Origin of the sequence: Bilifractor sp. HCP3S3_D3 (assembly GCF_052063915.1) — a bacterium.
Taxonomy (GTDB): domain Bacteria; phylum Bacillota; class Clostridia; order Lachnospirales; family Lachnospiraceae; genus Bilifractor.
In genome coordinates this window covers 88,604-104,361 of record NZ_JBQHWP010000008.1, presented here as the reverse complement: position 1 = coordinate 104,361, position 15,758 = coordinate 88,604, and the positions used below count along the sequence as shown (strand labels likewise).

The following is a 15,758-nucleotide window of genomic DNA, read 5'->3' as shown; positions in this document are numbered from 1 at the left end:
ATCGTTTTCCTCCCTCATCCCTCTGATTTGCTCAGAAGATCCATGGTATCCTCGTCGATCAGTTCACCAATCAGATCATATTCGAGAGCGCCGGTCACGGTCGCCTTCACAAAATCCCCGGTATTAAGCGTTTCCGGAGTCTGAATGAAGATCAATCCGTCAATGTTCGGCGTATCCGCGTAGGTGCGGCCGACATAGGCATTTTCATCGCTCATGTAGCCCTCGATGAAGACATCCAGCGTGCGGCCGATCAGATTCTCATTCCGCTGCTTTGATACCTCCTGCTGCAGAGTAAGAAGACGGTCCTGTCTGTCTTTCCGGATTTCTTCGTCGATCTGACCGTCAAAAGATGCGGCAGGTGTTCCCTCTTCCTGAGAATACGTGAAAACACCGAGACGGTCAAACTTCATCTCGCGGATAAAATCACAGACCTCTTCATGCTGCTCCTCGGTCTCTCCCGGGAAACCGGTGATCAGAGTGGTTCTGAGCGCGATGTCCGGAATCTCGAGGCGAAGATTTTCAATGATCCGCACCAGATCATCATGGCTGGTTCTGCGCCCCATCCGCTTCAGGATCTCGTCATTGGAATGCTGAATCGGAAGATCCAGATAATGGCAGACCTTCGGAAGTGTCTTCATCGCCTGAATCATCTCCGGGTAGATCTCTTCCGGATAGCAGTACAGAATCCGGATCCATCGGATTCCGTCGATTTCAGAAAGCTTCTCTAGCAGGATATGAAGAGACTTCTTTCCATACAGATCGATTCCGTACCGGGTCGTCTCCTGCGCCACGAGAATCAGTTCCCTCACTCCGTCCTCCGCGAGCTGACGCGCCTCCCGGATCAGATCCTCCATGGGAACACTCCGGTAGGGACCCCGCATTCCCGGGATCGCGCAGTAGGTGCAGTGCTTGTCACAGCCCTCGGCGATTTTCAGGTATTCATAAAAGCCTCCGGTTGTCATGATCCGTTTATCCGCGTCTTCCGGAATCCCGTTCAGGGGCTCCAGAATCGACGGCCGTATCCCGTTTCCGACCTGAAGAATCGCATCCTCGATCTTGTTGTAGCTGTTCGTTCCGATGATCGCGTCAACCTCGGGGATCTCGTCCAGAACCTCCTGACGGTAGCGCTCCGCCATGCATCCGGTGACAATCAGCGCGGTGCAGCGACCCTCGGTCTTATACCGGGCCATATCCAGGATCGTCTGAATGCTCTCTTCCTTTGCGGAATCGATAAAACAGCAGGTATTGATAATGATAATATCCGCCTCGGTCTCGTCGTCCGTCATCTCGTAGCCATGACCGGCAAGCTTGCCGAGCATGCGCTCGGAATCCACAAGATTCTTGTCGCAGCCAAGAGAGATAAATAAAATCTTCATTGAATTATTCGGCTGCGTCATCATCTTCCTCTTCATGCGGGAGAATATTGACCTTTCCCTCATAGAGCTCATCCACAGCTATGGAGAGCGGCTTTCTCTCTTTTCCGTTCCGGTCAACAGCCGCAACCTTCGGCTCGGCACCGTCAATCAGCTGACGCGCGCGCTTGGAGGTCGCAAGGACGATGGAATAACGGCTTGTGACAAGCGGCGCTTCCTCCTGATCCTGACCCTTGTTAATCTTCTCAATCATTTCCACATAGGAAGGATGTATCATTTTCTGTGCTCCTCTCTCTCTTTCAGCTCTCCGCGGATCTCGCGGATAAAATCTCTCTGATGACTGGTCTGCAGATGCTGCGACTGAATCAGCAGATGCAGCTGATCGACACATTCCTCAACGGTATCATTCACCAGAATATAATCATAATGTTCCATGCTCTCAGCTTCCTCGACCGCCCGGGCCATCCGCTGCTGAATCACTTCCTGCGTTTCCGTCCCTCTGCCGGTGAGCCGTCTCTCCAGCTCTTCGGCGCTCGGAGGCGTTACGAAGATCAGCACGGTATCAGGCCGCTTTTTCTTGACCTTCAGAGCACCCTGAATCTCGATCTCCAGGATGACATCCTTTCCAAGGTTCAGCTGCTCATCCACATATGCCGCCGGTGTTCCATAGGAATGGTTTACATAGCGCGCATACTCCAGAAATTCATCATTTCTGATCATCCGGGAAAATTCTTCCTCGGTCTTATAGAAGTAGTCAACGCCGTCCCTCTCGCCCGGTCTCGGGCTTCTGGTTGTCGCCGACACAGAAAGCGCGTAATTATCATATTTCTCCAGGAGCCTCTTCATCAGAGTTCCCTTCCCGGATCCGGAAAAACCGGAAAGAATCACCAGTATTCCCTTGCTCATGACAGATCATCGGTCCTTTCATCAGATAAATCATTAGAAAAATCACTGCCGGCGTTGAAACGGCGCGTTATTGTTTCGGGCTGCAGAGCGGACAGAAGAATCCTGCCGTCCTCCAGGACCAGAACCGCCTTGGTTTTGCGTCCCTGACTCGCGTCAATCAGAAGCCCGTTATCCCGGGCGTGTGACACCATGCGCTTGATCGGCGCTGCCACCGGACTCGCGACGGCAAGAACCTTGTCGGTATTCACCGCGTTTCCAAAGCCGATATTGATCAAACGTGCCATAAAACACCTCCGTGCCCTGCACTTTCAGGCTTCTTGCATTATATCCTTGCAGTACAAAAAAAACAACAGAAAGATATAAGCACCCGCGCCATGTTCCGGGAGATCACTCCACGTTCTGCACCTGTTCGCGGATCTTTTCAATACCGGTCTTCAGATCCACACCAGTATTCGAGGTTTCCAGATCGTTTGCCTTCGAGAGAATGGTATTCGCCTCCCGGTTCATCTCCTGTGCCAGAAAATCGAGCTTTCTCCCGATTCCGGTTCCGAGGATAAGCGTGTCCCGCATATTCTGGATGTGACTCTTCAAACGGACCGTCTCCTCATCGGTGCAGATCTTATCCGCAAACAGAACCACTTCTGCCGCGATGCGGCTTTCATCGATCTGGGAATCCTCAAGCAGATCTCTGGTTTTCTCTTCCAGACGATTGCGGTATTCCGCGATAATCATGGGCTCCCGTTCAATGACCTTGTCCACATCCGCTTCCAGCTCATCGAGCTTGGACAGAAGATCTCTGCGGAGATTCTCCCCCTCCAGATTGCGGGAATGCCGGAAGTTCTCCGCTGCCTCGCGGATGACGTTCTCCAGATCCTTCCAGAGTTCATCCTCGTCCATCTCCTGCTCTTCCATTGTCAGAACATCGGGAAGATTCATCATCTTTGAAACCGTGAGATCATTCGGAATCGAGAAGTCTCTCTCGATCTCCTCCGCAAAGTTCATATACTGCTTTGCAAGCTCCGGGTGGTACTTCAGAGTTGCGTTGCCCTCTGTGAAATCCTCATAGGTGATAAAAATATCGATCTTGCCCCTCTGCGCGTATTCCTTGATCAGTGTGCGGATCTTCGATTCAAATGCGCTGAACTTTTTCGGGGCTTTGACATTCAGTTCGAGAAAGCGATGATTAACCGATTTCAGTTCAACGCTGATTTTCCATCGGTCATTCTGGGCTTCCGCCCGGCCAAAGCCGGTCATGCTGTAAATCTTTTCGGACATATCCTCTTTACCTTTCGGGTAATCTTCCTTGCACATATTTGTGCGCCGTTATATGCAAAAAACATGTATGCAATCTTCTCGCTCTTTTCCAGCGCACAAATTGTGTGCCGTCACATGCCAAAAACGGATGCGGGCGTTCCGGCTGCTGTCGCACAGATCTGTCCGTGCGGCCGCGTCCGTATCTGAACACACAAATACAGGTTAAGTATAAGTCAATTCCCGCTGTTGTGTCAAATTGTATTCGGATTACCGAAAATAGACAGGTGTATTGTCAGGCCTCTTCAATGAGACGGTTCATCATATTCAGAACCCGCTTCTTGTCGGCGCTCCACAGCGGCGCGAGGAGAAGCTTCTTCGGTCCGTCCCCGGTTAACCGGTGGATGACAATCTCCGGCGGAAGGATCTTCAGACATTTTACGACGAGCCTGCAGTATTCCTCCATATCCGGGAGCGGAAAGGGATGGATCCGATATTCCTCCGCCAGACGGGTGCCCTTCAGAATATGAAGAAGCTGCAGCTTCACTCCGTCCGGAAGCGGGCTGAGAGACGAAAGATACCGGACGGTCTGCAGCATCATCTCCTCCGTCTCTCCAGGAAGCCCCAATATGACATGAACGATTACCGTAAGTCCCGCATCCTTCAGGCGGCGGTAGGCATCCTCGAACACCGGGAGACTGTACCCACGGTGAATACGTTTTGCGGTTTCTTCATGTATGGTCTGAAGACCGAGCTCGACCCAGACCGGTTTCCGTTCGTTTAGTCTCTTCAGCATGGATATTTTGTCGTCCCCGAGGCAGTCCGGTCTTGTGCCGATTGACAGACCTGCAATTTCCGGCTGCTCCTCCGTCTCCGAGAAGATACGTTCAAGTCTTCGGGTATCTCCGTACGTATTGGTAAAGGACTGGAAGTAGCCGATAAACCTGCGGTCTTCCATTGCCAGAGTCTTCGGGAGCTTCGGATCAATTCTCTTCCTGGCCGCCGCAATCTGCTCTCTTACCGGAGCGGGATCCGCGGCAAAATCGCCGGAACCGCCTTCCGAACAGAACGTACAGCCTCCGAATCCAAGAGTCCCGTCCCGGTTCGGACAGGTGCATCCCGCCGAAAGGGACAGCTTGTAAATTTTCTGACCATAGGTCTTCTTTAATTCTTCAGATATTCTTCTTATCTTCATCTTTTCATCACACCCCTGCGATATTCTTTGAGTATGCGTGCGGGCTGACAAGACCAGCTGTCTGTGTGGATCCAACATTACCCGGAGATATTCTTTGCATATGCGCAAATTCTGACACATTAACGCGGGCGAGGCAGTTGGATTTCTTTCGTTTGTTGTGTATAATATGCTGTAAACCCTTACGTTCCGCAAGCTGGGCGCGGCAAACTGTGTATGTTGCGGATTGTCCTGCGGTTTGCAAGCGGGGCGCGGCAATCGTATAAACAGCGAAGTGCTCTGTGCTTTGCAATCAGAACACAACAACAGAAGAATGATGAGTACCCTGCGGTGCCCGTTGGTATAAAGCCTGCGCGTCGCTGACAGGAATTCGAGGAATCAATATGGCTTTAGACGGTATCACAATATCAAATATCCGCTCCGAGCTGGAGCATACGCTTGCGGGAGGACATATATCGAAGATCATTCAGCCCGAGCCGGATGAACTGATCTTCACGATAAAAAATAACGCGAAGACTTACCGGCTTCTTCTGTCGGCAAGTGCTTCTCTTCCGCTGGTCTATATCACGTCTTCCGGGAAGCAGGCGCCGATGAACGCGCCGAATTACTGCATGCTGCTGCGGAAGCATCTGGCCGGCGGACTTCTCGAATCGGTCACCCAGCCCGGACTGGAGCGTGTGCTCTCCCTGAATGTCCGGCACAGAGATGAGCTCGGAGATCTCCGGAGTTGGCGTCTGGTCATCGAGCTCATGGGAAAGCACAGCAACATCATCCTGATCAGCGATCAGAACAAGATTGTGGATTCTATAAAGCGGGTATCCTTCAATGTCAGTTCCGTCCGCGAGGTTCTTCCCGGAAGGGATTACTTCATTCCGGAGACACAGAACAAAAGAGATCCGCTCGACATCAGCGAAGAGGATTTCAGCAGAGTCGTTTTTTCAAAGGATGCGCCTGTCATGAAGGCGGTCTACGGCGGTCTGCGCGGCATCTCCCCCGTCATGGCTGAGGAAATCTGTTGCCGGGCCGGCATTGACAGCGACGCTTCCGCCTCGGAACTTCAGGATGCGGAACGGGTACATCTGTATCATACCTTCTCACGAATGATGGACGATGTAAAGAACGAAAAATTTGAGCCGGCAATCTATTATAAAGGAAAAGATCCCTTCGAGTATGCTTCTGTTCCGCTGACGCAGTACGGAAATCTCAGGAAGGAAGGCTTCGATACCATTTCATCACTGTTGGAACAATATTACGCGGAGAAGGAACTCAGAACCAGGATCCGGCAGCGTTCCATTGATCTGCGGAAGGTCGTTCAGACAAGTCTGGAGCGAAGCGGACGGACCCTGCAGCTTCAGGAAAAACAGATGCATGATACCGAAAAGCGGGAGAAATATCGCATATACGGAGAACTTCTGAATACCTATGGATACAGCCTGACGCCGGGAGCGAAGGAACTGAAGGCAGTCAATTATTATAACAACGAACCCACCACGGTTCCGCTGGATCCGACAATGACTGCTGCACAGAACGCGAAGAAATATTTTGACCGTTACAACAAGCTCAAGCGAACCGCAGAAGCACTGGAGCAGCGGATCAAGGGCACAGAAGCGGATGTGGAGCATCTCGAGAGCATTGCGACATCTCTGGAGATCGCCCGCGACGAAAAGGATCTGCAGGAAATCCGGCAGGAGCTGGAAGACTACGGCTATCTCCGCCATCACGGACCTTCGGGAAGAAAGAAAAAGCAGGAGGCCGCACAGCCTCTGCACTACCTTTCGTCTGACGGCTTTGATATGTACATTGGAAAAAATAACTTCCAGAACGAAATGGTTACCTTCAAAATCGCCTCCGGCAGCGACTGGTGGTTCCACGCGAACGACATTCCGGGCTCCCATGTGATTGTCAAAGCAAATGGAAAAGAGCTCCCGGACCGCACCTTTGAAGAGGCAGGCAGACTTGCCGCCTACTACTCCAAGGCAAAAAATGCGCCAAAGGTAGAAATCGATTACACGCTTCGGAAGAATCTTCACAAGCCCAACGGGGCAAGGCCGGGATTTGTTCTGTACCACACGAACTACTCGCTTATGGCCGAACCGGATATTTCCGATTTGAGGGAGGTATAGCGGTTCCTTTTTTCGAGCACGAAGCATTAACGTTTCCTTCGAGAGCATGTGGCTCGGAATCACAGCAGGATAACCTCCAGTTTGTGGCACTGGTTTTCAGATAACTGTTAATTGGGAAAGTATAATTATTCATTCAGATTTTCGAATCATTTGAATAAGGGGATATCATGGCAGATACAAAGAAATTGCTCTCTTCTTCCTCTAAGAGGGGACGAAAAAAGGGCAGATCGACGGCAAATATCGGCTTTGACCAGCCGGTCCGTACAAAACTGAAGCATCGATATATGGCGGACATCCAGACCGGACTGACGAAGGAACAGGTTGAGGAATATACCAGACACGGCTGGGACAACCGGTCGGTCGCACCGCCTTCGAAGACGGTAGGACAGATCATCAAGGGAAATACGCTGACTTATTTTAACGGAATATTTCTGCTGCTCTCCGTACTCCTGATTATCGCCGGCTCGTATCGTGACCTGTCCTTCCTGCCGATCATTATCGCGAATGCAATGATTGGTATCGTGCAGGAGATCGCAGCCAAAAATACGCTGGACAAACTGAACGTCCTGAACGCTCCAAAGGCAAAAGTCGTCCGTTCCGGCAAGATCAGAACAATTCCGGCGGAAAAGCTGGTCCTCGACGACATCGTTATTTTTTCCGCGGGAAATCAGATTCCCGCAGACGCCGTTATTGTGGACGGACAGGTGAAGGTCAACGAATCCCTGTTGACCGGTGAATCGGATGAGATTTCCAAGAAACCGGGCGACAAGCTGATGTCCGGTTCCTTCATTGTATCCGGAAGCTGCTATGCCCGACTGGAAAAAATCGGCGAGGACTCCTATATCAACAAGCTGACGACCCAGGCAAAGGCAGCCAGGGAGGGAGAACAGTCGGAAATGATCCGTTCGCTGAACCGGATCGTTATGATCGCCGGCATCAGTATCGTCCCGATCGGAATTCTCCTGTTCTATCAGTCCTACTGGCAGCAGGGGCTCGAGCTTCAGGAAAGCATCACTTCCATGGTAGCGGCCGTGATCGGAATGATTCCAGAAGGTCTCTATCTTCTCTCCAGCGTCACCCTTGCGGTCAGTACCGGAAGACTCGCGCTGAAAAAGGTTCTGGTGCACGATATGAAGTGCATCGAGACACTGGCAAGAGTTGATGTTCTCTGTGTCGATAAGACCGGAACAATCACCGAGAACAAAATGCTGATTAACGACGTGATCACACTCCCGCCGTATGAGGAGGACGCGACGATACCGGCCATCGAAGAGCTGTTGAGCGACTTTTCGGCAGCTCAGAAGGCGGACAACATCACGATGCAGGCGATGAAGGATCATTTCACCAGCACCTCGGGCGCACGTCCGCTCGCTGTGACCGGGTTCTCCTCCGCCTGGAAGTATTCCAGCGTCACCTTCCAGAGCGGCGCGTATGTGCTCGGCGCACCGGAGTTTGTCCTGAAGGAGGACTACCACCTGTATCAGGACACCATTGAGGAGCAGAGCCGGAAGGGCTATCGTGTGCTTGTGTTCGGAAAATATCAGGGAACGCCGGATGGAAACGAGCTGACCGGGAAGGTTACCGCGCTCTGTCTGGTTGTCGTGAAAAACAAGATCCGGAAGGATGCGGATAAGACCTTCCAGTTCTTCCACCGCCAGAATGTAGAGGTCAAGGTCATCTCCGGAGATAATCCGGTAACGGTATCCGAGGTTGCGAAGCAGGCGGGAATTGCGAACTCTGACCTGTACATCGACGCGACGACGCTAAAGACAAAGGAAGATATCTATGACGCGGTGACGCGGTATACGGTCTTCGGCCGTGTCACGCCGAACCAGAAGCGTGAATTTGTCCACGCGCTGAAGGCGCACGGACGCACCGTCGCGATGACCGGTGACGGTGTCAATGATGTTCTCGCTCTTAAGGACGCGGACTGCTCTGTCGCCATGGCCGCAGGATCTGACGCGGCGGCTCAGGCCTCCCAGCTCGTTCTTCTCGACAATGATTTTGCGCATATGCCGGAAATCGTTATGGAGGGACGGCAGGTTGTCAACAACATGGAGAGATCCGGAAGTCTCTTCCTTGTAAAAAACATTTTCTCCCTGCTGCTCGCGGTCTTCTCGATCATCGCCGGATTCACCTACCCGCTGAGGCCGTCCCAGATCTCCCTGATCAGTATGTTCACCATCGGCCTTCCCGGATTCCTGATGTCACAGATTCCGGATCACACATTGATCCACGGAAGATACATGAGTAATGTCCTTCTGAAGGCAATGCCGGCTGCGCTCACCGATTTTATTGTTGTTGCGAGCCTGGTTGTATTTGGAGAGGTCTTCGATGTAAGCTCGGTGGATATTTCGACAGCCTGCGCGATTCTGATGGCAATTGTCGGATTCATGATTCTGTTCCATATCATCAAGCCGATGGACCGGTACAAAACCGCGATCTGGCTGGTGTGTGTGGCGGGCATGACCTTGTTCCTCCTTCTCTTCCATTCCTTCTTTGGCATTACGGGAATGTCAATGCGCTGCATCATGCTGTTTGTGGTCTTCTCGATCACGACAGAGCCGATCCTCCGATATCTGATCCGGCTCATAAGACTTGTGAACATCGGATACAACCGGCTGAGGGACCGCTTTTCGGAGAGATTTTCCTGATTGAAAATAAGGAGCATACATTTTCAGGATGAATGCTTCTCAGGACGAATGCTTCTCACGGCGGATCCTTATTACAATTCACATAAATGAAGAGACTGCAGATAAACAGTCCATGATCATTCATGGCGGTTCATCTGCGGTCTCTTTATACTTATATGGATTTATACTTATATGGAAACGAGGACTGCTGCCCGGCTATGCGGGAAGCAGCCCTCGTCTCATCAATTTACGCGAACAGTGAGCCGCAGCCGAATGCGAAGTATTCGTGTGCGGCGAGCGTCGCGATAGCGAGATAAAACTCGCGCAGCGTGTTTTATCTCGTTTTCAGGTTCTGCCGGGATTGCCCTGCACGGGGCATCCGGGTATCTATCTGTCCTGTCAGACCGGGTAAGCCTTGTCTTCCTTGTCTCCCTTGGAAGCGTCAACGCCGGTCTTCTGCGCGTCTCTGTACTTGAAGAAGTCCATGGCAACCTGCGGGAACAGCGCATAGCTGAGGGTATCCTCAGGCTGCTCCTTGTATGCGGCAACCTCTTTCTCGAGCTTGTCCATCTCAGGAGCAATGTCATCTGCAGGACGATGCGTGATCGGCTTCGTATCGCCGAGTGCTTTCTTCTGCAGCTCCGGATTTACCGGATCCGTGGTCTTGCCGTATTTGCCGGCAAGGATATCCTTCGTCTCCTGTGTGATCATCTTATAGCGCTCTCCCATGATCACGTTGAATACTGCCTGCGTTCCGACAATCTGAGAAGAAGGAGTAACCAGCGGCGGATTTCCGAGATCCTTACGAACCTTCGGAACCTCTTCCAGAACATCGTAATATTTGTCCTCTGCGTGCTGCTGTTTCAGCTGACTGGTCAGGTTCGAAAGCATGCCGCCCGGTACCTGATATACGAGAGTCTTGATGTTAACGCCCATGTTCTTCGGATTCAGCAGTCCGTTGTCCAGGCACTCGTCTCTGTACGGACGGAAGTAATCGGCGATCTCCTCCAGAAGCTTCATGTCAAGGCCGGTATCATAGGGCGTGCCCTGGAAGGTCTTGACCATAACCTCTGTAGCCGGCTGAGAGGTTCCCATCGCAAACGGTGACATCGCAGTATCGATGATGTCAACGCCTGCCTCAACTGCCTTCAGATAGGTCATGGAAGCCACACCTGAGGTGTAATGGGTGTGAAGCTCGATCGGAAGGCTCGTCGCCTCCTTCAGAGCGGTTACAAGCTCTGTTGCCTCATAAGGAAGAAGCAGACCTGCCATATCCTTGATACAGATGGAATCCGCTCCCATCTCCTCGATTGCCTTTGCCTTGGAAGTCCAGTAATCCAGTGTGTAGGAATCTCCGAGAGTATAGGACAGGGCAATCTGTGCCTCCGCGCCCTTCTCCTTCTTCGCTGCCTTTACACAGGTTTCCAGGTTGCGGAGATCGTTCATGCAGTCAAAGATACGTATGATGTCGATTCCGTTCGCAACGGATTTCTGTACAAAATACTCGACCACATCGTCTGCATAGGGCTTGTATCCGAGGATATTCTGACCACGAAACAGCATCTGCAGCTTGGTGTGCTTGAAGCCGTCACGCAGCTTGCGGAGTCTGTCCCACGGATCCTCGTGAAGGAAACGCAGACAGGAATCAAAGGTCGCGCCGCCCCAGCACTCTACTGCGTGATAGCCGACCTGATCCATTTTATCTACGATTGGAAGCATCTCAGACGTGGGCATACGAGTCGCAATCAGTGACTGATGCGCATCACGAAGAATTGTCTCCATGATTTTAACCGGTTTTTTCTCAATTTCAGCCATTCTAAGCTCTCCTATTTGTTATGTCCCCGCGGAGCATGACGCGTAACCGGTCATGTTCTGCGGGTAAACTTATACAGTTTATAGTATTCATGTATACAATGTATCGTACGGCGACCATTTTCATATCACTGATGTTACTGCTCACCCCAACTATGCACGGCAGGGATTTTGCAGTCCTGTTGCCTTCGCAAACTGGCTGTATTCGTGATGCGTGAACAGTAACATCACATAGCCCGCCTGCGGGGCATGGCCGTCTTCTGTCTTCAGGATCCGGTATTACTTGACACCGTATACAGCCATGAAGGTACCGGCTGCTACCGCGGTACCGATAACACCTGCAACGTTCGGTCCCATCGCATGCATCAGCAGGAAGTTGGTCGGATCTGCCTCCGCGCCGACCTTTTGAGATACACGGGCTGCCATCGGAACGGCGGATACACCGGCGGATCCGATCAGCGGGTTGATCCTGCCGTGGGTCAGGAAGCACAGAAGTTTACCGAGAAGAACACCTCCGGCTGTACCGAAGATAAATGCCACGAGTCCGAGAACGACGATCTTCAGCGTATCCGCGTTCAGGAATGCTTCGGCACTTGTTGTCGCGCCGACTGAAGTACCCAGAAGGATAACGACGATATACATCAGTGCGTTGGAAGCGGTCTCTGTCAGCTGCTTAACCACTCCGCTCTCACGGAAGAGGTTTCCAAGCATCAGCATACCGACAAGCGGAGCGGTCGTCGGAAGAATCAGACATACGACTACGGTGATAACGATCGGGAACAGGATCTTCTCCAGTTTGGAAACCGGGCGAAGCTGTGCCATCTTGATCTTGCGCTCCTTCTCTGTGGTCAGAAGCTTCATGACCGGCGGCTGGATGATCGGAACCAGGGACATATAGGAATATGCCGCCACGGCGATCGGTCCCATCAGCGCGGTCTGTCCGAGCTTTCCGCACAGGAAGATGGAGGTAGGACCATCCGCACCGCCGATGATGGAGATGGCTGCCGCAGCTTTTCCGTTAAAGCCCATGAAGATGGCCAGGAAATATGCGACATAGATACCAAGCTGTGCCGCGGCGCCCATCAGGAAAGAAATCGGGTTTGCGATCAGCGGACCGAAGTCTGTCATTGCGCCGACACCCATGAAGATCAGGGACGGCAGAATTGACCATCCGTCGAGCTGGAAGAAGTACCAGAGCAGACCGCCGGCCTGGCTGGAGCCGGAAGCTGTTACCGTCGGCGCCGCCATGATGTCGGGATAGATGTTTACAAGGAGCATTCCGAATGCAATGGGAACCAGCAGAAGCGGTTCAAAATCATGAGCGATTGCAAGGTACAGAAATACAAACGCAACAACGATCATGATGACATTGCCCCAAGAAATATTAAAAAATGCAGTCTGATGAATCAGATTGTTCAGGGTTGTTGCTATCATTTTATTACCTCCGGGTGATATGTGCAGAATCTTGCGGGAATCAGTTCATTGTAGCGAGAACGTCACCGGATTCTACCGCATCACCAACGGCAACGTTAATGGACGCAACGGTGCCGTCCTTCGGAGCAACGACCGGGATCTCCATCTTCATTGCTTCCAGTGTTACAATCGCGTCGCCGGCGGATACAGATGAACCTACAGCAGAATCCACTCTGACGATTTTTCCGGGAACAGAAGCGGTAACCGGTGTAGATCCCTGTGCGCCGGAAGAAGCGGGAGCTGCTGCCGGTGCCGGTGCGGGAGCCGGTGCTGCAGCCGGAGCGGGAGCTGCTGCCGGTGCTGCAGCGGGAGCCGGTGCTGCCTGCTGAACCGCACCATTTGTAATGCCTTCCTCAACGGTAACCTGATAAACGGTACCATTCACTGTAATTGTGTAATTCTTCATAATTGGAATTTCCTCCTTAATTAACGTCAATGAAACGTCAGTAATTAAACGTCAGTCAAGCGTTCCTCTACGAGAACGAAATCTTTTATACACGCTTCCATCTTCTGGTACCGACCTTGCGTACCGAACGAACTACATATCCGCTTCCGGAAGGATTGTCCTCCATGGCAGCTGCAATTGCTGCAGCAATTACTGCGGCGATCTCGGGATCATTTGCGTCAAGTCTGGCTGCAGAATCTGCTGTGCTTTTTTTGCCAGCCGGAACGGCCGCAGATCTGGTTGCCGCCGGCTGTTCAGCTTTTTTTGAGGTTGCTGCCCCTGCGCTCTGTTTCGCTTTCTTGGCGTTTGAATCCGGGATAAAACGGAACAGGCTGATCACAACAATCAGGATAATCAGAATCGCAAATACGGTGATCAGACCGACGGCCATGTTCTCAGCTGCAGAAGCCATTTTCTCTCCGAGCGAGTACTGCGTCGTCATTTCATAATTGACAAGCCCTGACGGAACGATGTTTCCATTTACAACAGTCTCAGCGGTGTTGAAATACATCGTGACATCTGATTTGTAGTGTTCAAAGGAAACAACCGCGTTTACGACAATTGTCTGGTCACTGGAGTCGTTCTGATTTACGCTGACGGAGTCAACGCTCTTGAATGCTCCAAGCTCGTCTCTGTCTTCCATCCAGGCATCATACAGAACGGAGTATCCCTGACCATTCTGGTCAAGGCTCTTCAGATCATCGTCGCTCAGTGTGTATACCTGATTCAGGAAGGAGGTAACCGAATCCACATACTGGGAGGCGGTGTCCTCATCCACGCTCGCAAATACAGGCATCGCGCTGAACAGGAAGGTCATGCATAATGTCAGGAGAAGGAGCACAGATATTTTTTTCTTCATTGTTTTCATATCTTCAACCTCTCTTATACAGTGCCGTGTTTCTTGTCCGGGCGGAACTCTCTCTTCGTGAAGAGCATGTCGAACGCTCCGATCAGATACTTTCTCGTCTCGGAAGGATCAATCACAGTGTCCACATATCCCCGAGCCGCGGCGGATTTTACGCTGTTCTGAAGCTCATCGTACTTCGCGGCCTCTGCCTTGATGGTCTCACCGTCCTTGCCGTCATACATGATCTTTGCAGCTGCGAGAGAATCCATCATGCCGATTTTCGCGTCCTTCCAGGCATATACGAGATCCGCGCCGATGGACTTGCTGTTCATGGTCAGATATGCGCTGCCGAAAGCCTCGCCGGTGATGACATTGATCTTCGGGGTCGTTGCGTTCGCAAATGCGAAGGTAAGCTTTGCTACCGCGTCAGCCATGTTGTTCTCGGAGCATTTCACCGCCTTGAAGCCGGTAACATTTGTGAAGGTAACAAGAGGAATGGAGAAGGCGTCGCAGAAATTCACGAACTCCGCCGCTTTCTTCGCGCCGCGGGCGCTGATCACCTTTCCGTATTCTTCTTTGCTACCGTCTTCCGCGTATTTTGCGGACCGGTTCGCGACAACGCCGACGGTATAGCCGTTCAGCTTGATGAATGCCGTTGTCATATCCGGGCCAAAGGCAGGTTTGGATTCAAAAAATACACCGTCGTCACTGATGCGGGGAAGCATAAGCGCCGGATCCTCGATGCAGTTTGCGAGATCCGCGCTCACACGGTTCAGATCATCCGTCGTCTCTGCGTAGGACATATCATCTTCATTATTAGAAGGAAGCATATTCACCAGAGCGCGCATCTGTGCGATGATCTCCGCCTCTGTGCCGGTTCCGTCAACATTTCCGGTCTCGGAAGCCTGATAGTCTGCTGCGGAGGTATCACAGGAAGATTCGTTGTTGCCGGCAAGAGCGTTCGGAGAATTCACAAACAGCTTCGCTTTTCCGGACTCCATGAATGTGAAATCACCCATTGACGGAACTATAGCCATACCGCCGCCGCAGGTACCAAAGATACCGGTGATCTGCGGAACTACACCGGATGCGTCCGCCTGTGCCATGTAAATCTGACCGAAAGCGTTCAGGCCATCGGTTGCCTCTTCCAGTCGGAGACCTGCGCAATCGATCAGTCCGATTACCGGAGCGCCTGTCTTGACGGCAAGCTCATAGATCCTTACGATTTTCTTTGCGTGCATCTCACCGACAGTTCCCTTCAATACGGAAGCGTCCTGACTGTAGACGTATACAGGGTTATTGTCGATCAGACCGTAGCCCGTGATTACGCCGTCTGAAGGAGCTTTCTTCTCAGACATGCTGAAATCGGTACTTCTGGCGGTGACGCCGGCTCCGATCTCAACAAAGCTGCTCGGGTCAAGGAGGGAATTAATTCTCGTTCTTGCCGCGCTTTGCGTACTGTTGCTCATATCTTTACCTCCATAAATGATTAAAAAAACCAAATTTTTTCACAAATACTACTATAGCTTGTTTTTATTGTTATTTCAACAAAAATGGCCGGGATATATTCTGTTCACGGCATAGAAAAAGGCCCTGAAATCGTTTCACTTTTTGTTAGCTTTTTCACAAAAAAATCATTGACTTTTCATAAAAATATTATACGCATATCAAATCGAGCGGTTTTTGAACGTTTATAAATTGAG

Annotated in this window: 13 protein-coding genes; 2 read left to right on the top strand and 11 right to left on the bottom strand. The window is 51.6% G+C overall.

Features of this window, described 5'->3' with window-relative positions; translation table 11 throughout:
* Positions 1-14: 14 nt before the first annotated feature.
* From rimO to ACTNDI_RS06560, 6 genes are all read right to left on the bottom strand, one after another.
* On the bottom strand, positions 15-1,376 hold the full coding sequence (gene rimO / locus ACTNDI_RS06585; protein WP_441100068.1) for a 30S ribosomal protein S12 methylthiotransferase RimO: 1,362 nt from the start codon (positions 1,374-1,376) through the stop codon (positions 15-17).
* A 4-nt stretch (positions 1,377-1,380) separates the two neighbouring features.
* A complete protein-coding gene (rpoZ, locus tag ACTNDI_RS06580) occupies positions 1,381-1,650 on the bottom strand; it encodes a DNA-directed RNA polymerase subunit omega (protein ID WP_441100066.1) in 270 nt (89 codons plus the stop codon).
* Entirely contained in the window at positions 1,647-2,279 is a 633-nt protein-coding gene (gene gmk / locus ACTNDI_RS06575) for a guanylate kinase (protein ID WP_441100065.1), read from the bottom strand. The genes rpoZ and gmk overlap by 4 nt, the downstream gene beginning before the upstream one ends.
* Complete coding sequence (locus ACTNDI_RS06570) at positions 2,276-2,563, bottom strand: DUF370 domain-containing protein (RefSeq protein WP_441100063.1); 288 nt, start codon at positions 2,561-2,563, stop codon at positions 2,276-2,278. The genes gmk and ACTNDI_RS06570 overlap by 4 nt, the downstream gene beginning before the upstream one ends.
* A gap of 103 nt (positions 2,564-2,666) precedes the next feature.
* Positions 2,667-3,554, bottom strand: coding sequence for a YicC/YloC family endoribonuclease (locus ACTNDI_RS06565; protein ID WP_441100061.1), 888 nt, complete (start codon positions 3,552-3,554; stop codon positions 2,667-2,669).
* 271 nt (positions 3,555-3,825) lie between these two features.
* The gene (locus ACTNDI_RS06560; protein WP_441100059.1) at positions 3,826-4,725 is read right to left on the bottom strand and encodes a TIGR01212 family radical SAM protein; all 900 of its coding nucleotides are present in this window, start codon (positions 4,723-4,725) and stop codon (positions 3,826-3,828) included.
* Between the two features lie 380 nt (positions 4,726-5,105).
* On the opposite strand from ACTNDI_RS06560, the gene ACTNDI_RS06555 reads away from it, so the two are divergent.
* Positions 5,106-6,845, top strand: a complete 1,740-nt coding sequence (locus tag ACTNDI_RS06555) for an Rqc2 family fibronectin-binding protein (protein ID WP_441100058.1) — start codon at positions 5,106-5,108, stop codon at positions 6,843-6,845.
* Positions 6,846-7,012: 167 nt separating this feature from the next.
* Complete coding sequence (locus ACTNDI_RS06550; protein WP_441100056.1) at positions 7,013-9,499, top strand: cation-translocating P-type ATPase; 2,487 nt, start codon at positions 7,013-7,015, stop codon at positions 9,497-9,499.
* A gap of 378 nt (positions 9,500-9,877) precedes the next feature.
* On the opposite strand, the gene ACTNDI_RS06545 is transcribed toward ACTNDI_RS06550, so the two are convergent.
* The 5 genes from ACTNDI_RS06545 to ACTNDI_RS06525 all read right to left on the bottom strand — a co-directional run bounded on the left by ACTNDI_RS06545 (position 9,878) and on the right by ACTNDI_RS06525 (position 15,524).
* Positions 9,878-11,293 carry an oxaloacetate decarboxylase subunit alpha gene (locus ACTNDI_RS06545; RefSeq protein WP_441100054.1) on the bottom strand — a complete coding sequence of 472 codons (1,416 nt, stop codon included), beginning with the start codon at positions 11,291-11,293 and terminating at the stop codon, positions 9,878-9,880.
* Between the two features lie 276 nt (positions 11,294-11,569).
* Complete coding sequence (locus ACTNDI_RS06540) at positions 11,570-12,724, bottom strand: sodium ion-translocating decarboxylase subunit beta (RefSeq protein ID WP_441100052.1); 1,155 nt, start codon at positions 12,722-12,724, stop codon at positions 11,570-11,572.
* 40 nt (positions 12,725-12,764) lie between these two features.
* On the bottom strand, positions 12,765-13,169 hold the full coding sequence (locus ACTNDI_RS06535) for a biotin/lipoyl-containing protein (protein WP_441100051.1): 405 nt from the start codon (positions 13,167-13,169) through the stop codon (positions 12,765-12,767).
* Positions 13,170-13,254: 85 nt separating this feature from the next.
* Positions 13,255-14,076, bottom strand: a complete 822-nt coding sequence (locus tag ACTNDI_RS06530; RefSeq protein ID WP_441100050.1) for an OadG family transporter subunit — start codon at positions 14,074-14,076, stop codon at positions 13,255-13,257.
* A 14-nt stretch (positions 14,077-14,090) separates the two neighbouring features.
* Positions 14,091-15,524, bottom strand: coding sequence for an acyl-CoA carboxylase subunit beta (locus ACTNDI_RS06525; RefSeq protein ID WP_441100048.1), 1,434 nt, complete (start codon positions 15,522-15,524; stop codon positions 14,091-14,093).
* Positions 15,525-15,758: the final 234 nt, after the last annotated feature.

Excerpts from the sequence above, each read along its gene's own strand:
- ACTNDI_RS06570 (WP_441100063.1), bottom strand. The coding sequence starts at position 2,563 with ATGGCACGTTTGATCAATATCGGCTTTGGAAACGCGGTGAATACCGAC.
- ACTNDI_RS06565 (WP_441100061.1), bottom strand. The coding sequence starts at position 3,554 with ATGTCCGAAAAGATTTACAGCATGACCGGCTTTGGCCGGGCGGAAGCC.
- ACTNDI_RS06535 (WP_441100051.1), bottom strand. The coding sequence starts at position 13,169 with ATGAAGAATTACACAATTACAGTGAATGGTACCGTTTATCAGGTTACC.
- gmk (WP_441100065.1), bottom strand. The coding sequence starts at position 2,279 with ATGAGCAAGGGAATACTGGTGATTCTTTCCGGTTTTTCCGGATCCGGG.
- ACTNDI_RS06555 (WP_441100058.1), top strand. The coding sequence starts at position 5,106 with ATGGCTTTAGACGGTATCACAATATCAAATATCCGCTCCGAGCTGGAG.
- ACTNDI_RS06560 (WP_441100059.1), bottom strand. The coding sequence starts at position 4,725 with ATGAAGATAAGAAGAATATCTGAAGAATTAAAGAAGACCTATGGTCAG.
- rimO (WP_441100068.1), bottom strand. The coding sequence starts at position 1,376 with ATGAAGATTTTATTTATCTCTCTTGGCTGCGACAAGAATCTTGTGGAT.
- ACTNDI_RS06525 (WP_441100048.1), bottom strand. The coding sequence starts at position 15,524 with ATGAGCAACAGTACGCAAAGCGCGGCAAGAACGAGAATTAATTCCCTC.
- ACTNDI_RS06540 (WP_441100052.1), bottom strand. The coding sequence starts at position 12,724 with ATGATAGCAACAACCCTGAACAATCTGATTCATCAGACTGCATTTTTT.
- rpoZ (WP_441100066.1), bottom strand. The coding sequence starts at position 1,650 with ATGATACATCCTTCCTATGTGGAAATGATTGAGAAGATTAACAAGGGT.
- ACTNDI_RS06550 (WP_441100056.1), top strand. The coding sequence starts at position 7,013 with ATGGCAGATACAAAGAAATTGCTCTCTTCTTCCTCTAAGAGGGGACGA.
- ACTNDI_RS06530 (WP_441100050.1), bottom strand. The coding sequence starts at position 14,076 with ATGAAAACAATGAAGAAAAAAATATCTGTGCTCCTTCTCCTGACATTA.
- ACTNDI_RS06545 (WP_441100054.1), bottom strand. The coding sequence starts at position 11,293 with ATGGCTGAAATTGAGAAAAAACCGGTTAAAATCATGGAGACAATTCTT.